The organism is Roseateles sp. P5_E11 (assembly GCF_054049355.1).
Genome location: NZ_JBFUMO010000386.1, coordinates 1 through 5,649, shown reverse-complemented (window position 1 = coordinate 5,649; position 5,649 = coordinate 1). Strand labels below are relative to the sequence as shown.

The following is a 5,649-nucleotide window of genomic DNA, read 5'->3' as shown; positions in this document are numbered from 1 at the left end:
CCCCTGCACCAAGCACGGGGTGCAGCACCGACTGCATCGTCTCCAGCACCGGCGTCCAGCCCACGGCGCTGGACGTGAAGCTCCAGGACTCCAGCGTCACGCCGGACGGGATCAGCGGCGACGAAGACCCGGCGATGCTCGATTGCAGCGAGATCGTCAACGAGGCGCAGGCGCAATCCCAGTTGTTGCTCATCATCCAGAGCGAAACCGAGTCGAAACGGTATGCCTGGTCGGTCGTGAACGCGATGGCAGTCGTCTGCTGGGTTGAAACGTCGAAGCCGACGCTGCTCGTCGGCGCGCCCGTATTCAGCAGGTCGGTGGCGCCGGCGGCGCCCGAGAAACAAAGTGCGGCTGCGTGCAAGGCCAGTGCCATGCGGAAACGATTCAGAGAAAACATGAACTACTCCATGGGTTTTGGAACGTCGAAGTACCTCGACAAGGCAAATCGATGCTAGGGCTCTCGCCATTTGCAACCTTGACTACATGTTGACTACTGCTGCCTGCTGATGACCGCCTCAAGAAGTTTTGGTGACCTCCAACTGAACGCCGAAGGGGATCCGCTCGCACATGGACAACCGCTGCGACTGCCCGCGAGAGCCCAGGCGGTGCTGAAGCAATTGATCCTCAAGGCGCCACAGTCCGTCAGCAAGGACGAGTTCGCGCKGGAGGTCTGGCGCGACGACGAGATGTCGGACGAAGGGCTGGCCCGCAACATCAGTCGCGTGCGCTCTGCGCTCCTGCCCCTCGGCGTGAACGTCCGGGCCATCTACGGCCGCGGATACCAGCTGTTCGGCGAACCCAAAGAGTCCATCACCGGCCTCAGCGCCTTCGACGACGACAGCCTCGTCCACGCGAAACAGCTGGTGCTGCAGCGCACCCCTGACGCGATGAGCCGGGCGATCCAGATCCTTCGGCGACTCGTGGCCGTGGCACCCCGCTCCGGCGAGGCCAGGGTGGCCCTGGCCGAGGCGCTGGCCGCTGCCATCGGCTGGGGCACGATACCCACCGAGGCGGCCGTGGATGAAGGCCTCGCGGCCGTCGCGGATGTCGGCACGGCTTGCCCTGACGCACGCGGCCGGCACGCGGCGGTCGGCACGCTGCTCGACCTGTCCTGGCGGTTCGCAGACGCCCGCAAGTCATTCGATCTCGCGCTGGCTCAAGACGGCGAGCATGTCGACACCCTGATCGCGTACGCACGGCACCTGCTCTACACCGACGACGCCGAACAAGCGGTGGACGTCCTGAAGCGGCTGCGCGAGCTTGCGCCCTACACGCTGCACGTCCGCATGACCCTGGCTCGAGCGCTGGTCCAGGCCGGCAAGGGCGCTGAGGCGCTGGAAGAGGCGCGGGCGACCCGCGCTGACCATCCCGGCCAGCTCGTCGCCTCCGCCTTCCATCTTGCCATCCAGGCACTGGTCGCACCGACGTACGATCTGGAAGCCAGCGCCAGGCGGCTGATCCAAGGCCCGGACACGCCACCGTTCACCTGGACCGTCGCGGCCTTCGTCTTGGCAAGGCTGAAGCGCAAAACGGAGGCCATGGCCATCATCGAAACATCGCTATCGCGGCCGGCGACCAGCGTCGGGGAAGCCTCGCTGTACGCGGCACCATTGGCCGCCCTCGGAGAATTCAATCGCGCCGCTGACCTCCTCCGTGAGGCGGTCAACGAACGATGCGGCATGGTGGCGATGGTGTTGCGCGACCCAGCACACGGGCACTGGCTGAAGAGTCATCGAGTCGGAAAAGGGCTGCTCGGCCAGGTCTTCGGCACACCGCTCCAATAGGCCACATCCACAACACGTCCTCCGCGCTCCAGCCTGACGTTGAGGGCTCCTCTCAAGAGCCCTCTTGAGCCTCGGCAGCCAGCGACAGAGCCTCCGCCACGATCCGGGCCATCGGCGTGGCGAGAATCTGCTGATCTTCTGGGCGGCGCCTTGCCGCGGCCATCTGCTCGCTCATCGTCGCCTTCGCGCGCTTGAAGTGCCGCGCCACGGATGCGGCTGAGCACAAGCCTGATCGCACGGCAAGCATTGCAACCAATGCACGACCTCGCGCGCCGGCCACCCCTTTCTGCAGCGCAACCCGCTGCCCGGCGCGCATGCCCAACTTTGCCTCCACCCAGCGCTCAAGGAGGTGGAGCGCCCCGTCGATACCTTTCGAGCCGCTCGCAGCGACCAGCGCGGCCGCGCCGCCCCGGACCTTCCGGGACATGCGCCCCATGGGACCGACCGAGCCGCCCGCCAAGGTCAGGCCGCGCGCCAGCTCCCACTGCAGGACCTCCACCTGCGACGGGCGCTTGGCCAGCGCTGCCCTGAGCAGGGCGCGGGCCTGCAGCACTGTCGAACCGAATTGGCCCAGCAGCGGAGCTGCATGGAAGCCCTCCGGCCGACTCAGCCCCAGCACGATCCTCAAGGCCGAATGACGAAAGTGCGTCGCGGCCACGCACAGCTTCATGGCCACAGGCCGCCACGCCAACATGCGGACCTCGCTGTGCAGTGCATCCTCGCTCTCGACCCGCCGCGCCTGGTACCGGCCCACGAAGACCGGGCCAGGCGACCCTTGGACGTCCCGGACCCAGCGCGCGACGACGTTCGCGAATCCGCGTGCGAGATGCCCTGGAGACTCCCCACCAGTCAAGATCGCTAGCAAGTGAATCTCGGTGGGCGTCAGCAGGAAGTACAGAAGCTCGCGCCCTGCCTGGCGGTGCGCGTCGAGTAGACGCGAGCGAACTCGACTGATGAGCGACGGGTCGGCCAGCAGGTCTCGACCGGCAGCCGCCTGCCAGTAGACGTGCCAGACCGCCGAACTGTCGGTGTTGAAGACGGAGTCATCCATGACTCCTTGACGTTTGAGACGCGGAAAACCTCACCGTCTTTGGATGGACAACGCGTCAGTCGTTCGGATGAGCATCCTCGATGCAAGCCGGCGATTCCGAACGGAAACACGTGCACACGCTGCCGCTGGCGATGAAGCGGCGCAGCCAAGCAGCTCCAGTGCTGCTGGGGCAACTCAAGCCAAGCCCGCTCCCGAACGGTCGAATGCACTCAAAAACATCCGTTGGATGGAACCGTCAGGATTCATATCGTTGGCTTGCCCGAGGCACACGCCAAAGGCATCCCGTCTCAACCAACTGAAGGAGATCGTCATGAACGAAGCACCACAACTGGAAGTCGTCGAACTGGGCGACGCCAAGGAAGAAACCAAGGGCTTCCAGAACCTGCCGCTGCCCGAGGAGAACCCGGCGGTCCAACGGCGCCAGATCGTCTGATCGCCTGAGCGACCAGCCAAGGCGTGCCATCCGATGGGCGGCACGCCTTCACCGTGCTGAATGGTCTCAAGGAGAGCCTCCTGAACCAAGAACCGCAACTGGAAGTCGAAGAACTAGGTGGCGCCAAGGACGAAACCAAAGGCCTGCCGATGGGGCACCTCCCCGAAGAGAACCCCGTAGCAAGTTGGCGTCAGCCCCTCTGACCGCCTGACGAGCCACAACGGCGTGCGCCCTCCCGGCTGCACGCCTCAACACCCCTCCCATATGACCCAGACCCACGAGTCGACTCCCCCATGGCGCCTGGCAGATCACGTTCGCGCCTGCTGCGTGGACGGACAGGTGATCCTTTTGGACCTGCAACGCGGGAAGTACGTCGGCGTCGGTGGTCCGCTGGTATCCGCGCTTCCCCAGTTGATCGACGGCTGGCCGACCGCTGTCAATGCAGCTGGCCAGGATGCCGATGCGTCGATCCTGACCGAATGGGTTGAGAACTTTCGCAGCCAGCGCATGCTCATCGAGGCGCGAGGGCCTGCCCCGGAGCGCCCCCCGCTCGACGAGCCCGTCCACAGCATGAACGCAGACGACGATGAACAGTCGTCCGCCTTCCAGTGGGGCCAGCTCCTCAGGCTGTGGCAAGCCGCTGCAATYACGGCGATCTCATTGAAGCGCCGCTCCTTGGAAGACATGGCGAGCGCGGTGGCTGCTGCACGCACCCGCCAGACCTGGCAAGCCACACCCGATGCCGCGGGGCTGCGCCGAGCAGTGGCAGGCTACATGCGCGTCCGCCCCTTCGCATTCACTGCGCACGACCGCTGCCTCCATGACTCGCTGACGCTGACACGCTTCCTCGCAACGCAAGGGCTGACTGCCAGCTGGGTCATCGGCGTTCGCACACGTCCATTTGGTGCGCACTCCTGGGTTCAAAGCGGCGGCGTCGTGCTCAACGACCAGCACGAGAACGTCCGCCGCTACCAACCCATCCTCGTGGTCTGAACAACGGGTGCCGGCATGTTCCGCTTCATCGGCATCCACTGGAATCTGGCCAGCCCGTCACAGGCAGCGCTGGCCGAGCAGTTCGAGCAGGCCCTCCACACACGGGCCGAGTGGCAGCAAACCCACCGAAGCACTGGCCTTAGTGTCTATACAACGGGAACAAGCGCGGGCGTCAACGAAGCGTACGTGCTGCCCTCCGGGCAGGGCCTCATCCTTGGCCGCCTGTTCCGGCGTGGTGACTTGCCGCCCACGCCAGCCAGCCCCTTCGAGCTCACCGAAGCAGAAGGCCACAGCATCGTTCACACGGATGGCCGCGCGCTGATCGAGGAGTTCTGGGGGCGCTACGTTGCCTTCCTCCCATCCTCGACCGGCGCGTGCCGCGTCCTGCGCGATCCAACCGGTGCACTGCCCTGCTACCAGCTTCAGCTCGACGGTCTCAGCATCCTCTTCTGCTGGCTGGAGGACCTCATCGAAGTGCTGAAGGTCGCCCCACTGCCGCGCGTCAACTGGGAGGCGGTTGCGGCGCTGCTGCTGATCAATCGCCTGGGCAGTAACGAGACCGCACTGGATGGCGTTCAGCAGATCCTGCCAGGAATGCTGACGCGAGCAGGGGAGCCAGCGAGCAGCCCGTTGGCACTGTGGAATGCCACCAACATCGCACGCCGCGCGGTCGAACTTGAGCCCGCCATCGCTGCAGGGCAACTGCGCGACACGGTCATGAGCTGCGCCCAAAGCTGGGCCTCCTGCTACGACGCCATCCTGCTGAGGCTGTCCGGCGGCGTGGACTCGGCCATCCTGCTCGGCAGCCTTTGCCCCGCCCTGCCTCCGGACCGGGTCACCTGCCTCAACTATCACTCGCCCGGCTCCGACAGCGATGAGCGCAGCTTCGCCCGCCTGGCAGCCAAGCGAGCCGGCACGACCCTCATCGAGCGCACGCGCGATGCCGACTTTCGCCTCGAAGACGTTTTGGATGTCGCCCGCACCCCGATACCCGGCGGCTACGTCGGCCGCATGGGCACGGGCAGGATGGATGCCGCGACTGCCGCGGCTCACCACGCCCGCGCCATGTTCACCGGCGCCGGCGGCGATCAACTCTTCTTCGAGCTGAGGTGCACCTGGCCGGCGTCGGACTACCTGAAGCTCCACGGCGTCGCTCCCGGCTTCCTGAAAGCCGCACTCGACTCGGCCCGGCTGGGCCGTGTCTCTCTCTGGCAGGCGATCAAGAGTGCCTTTGCCGACCGCAACTTCGAGGCGCGCCCTGTCGTTGACGCGGGACAGCATGTGACCCTGATGCCCTCAGAGGCAGTTCACAACGCCAGCCTTCAGCACGAGCGGTTCACGCATCCCGCACTCCGGAGCGCCGCTGGCCTCCCCATCGGCAAGTTCCA

Annotated in this window: 6 protein-coding genes; 4 read left to right on the top strand and 2 right to left on the bottom strand. The window is 65.8% G+C overall.

Annotation, left to right across the window (positions count from 1 at the left end):
- A partial coding sequence (locus ACXJKR_RS22615; RefSeq protein ID WP_457324715.1) for a hypothetical protein occupies window positions 1–397 on the bottom strand: 397 nt, incomplete at its 3' end.
- Between the two features lie 109 nt (window positions 398–506).
- Between ACXJKR_RS22615 and ACXJKR_RS22610 the strand changes: the two genes are divergently transcribed.
- Window positions 507–1,784, top strand: a complete 1,278-nt coding sequence (locus ACXJKR_RS22610; RefSeq protein ID WP_457324714.1) for a winged helix-turn-helix domain-containing protein — start codon at window positions 507–509, stop codon at window positions 1,782–1,784.
- A 52-nt stretch (window positions 1,785–1,836) separates the two neighbouring features.
- Here the strand turns inward: ACXJKR_RS22610 and ACXJKR_RS22605 are convergent, their stop codons facing one another.
- Window positions 1,837–2,835: a hypothetical protein gene (locus ACXJKR_RS22605; protein WP_457324713.1), complete on the bottom strand. Its 999-nt coding sequence runs from the start codon at window positions 2,833–2,835 to the stop codon at window positions 1,837–1,839.
- Window positions 2,836–3,145: 310 nt separating this feature from the next.
- On the opposite strand from ACXJKR_RS22605, the gene ACXJKR_RS22600 reads away from it, so the two are divergent.
- From ACXJKR_RS22600 to ACXJKR_RS22590, 3 genes are all read left to right on the top strand, one after another.
- On the top strand, window positions 3,146–3,268 hold the full coding sequence (locus tag ACXJKR_RS22600; RefSeq protein WP_457324712.1) for a rubrivinodin family lasso peptide: 123 nt from the start codon (window positions 3,146–3,148) through the stop codon (window positions 3,266–3,268).
- Window positions 3,269–3,532: 264 nt separating this feature from the next.
- Window positions 3,533–4,261: a lasso peptide biosynthesis B2 protein gene (locus tag ACXJKR_RS22595; RefSeq protein WP_457324711.1), complete on the top strand. Its 729-nt coding sequence runs from the start codon at window positions 3,533–3,535 to the stop codon at window positions 4,259–4,261.
- Between the two features lie 15 nt (window positions 4,262–4,276).
- Window positions 4,277–5,649: asparagine synthase-related protein (locus ACXJKR_RS22590; protein ID WP_457324710.1), on the top strand; the 1,373-nt coding region annotated here is incomplete at its 3' end.

What these genes read in the sequence shown, in the direction of transcription:
- ACXJKR_RS22605 (WP_457324713.1), bottom strand. Translation starts at nt 2,835, where the DNA reads ATGGATGACTCCGTCTTCAACACCGACAGTTCGGCGGTCTGGCACGTC.
- ACXJKR_RS22600 (WP_457324712.1), top strand. Translation starts at nt 3,146, where the DNA reads ATGAACGAAGCACCACAACTGGAAGTCGTCGAACTGGGCGACGCCAAG.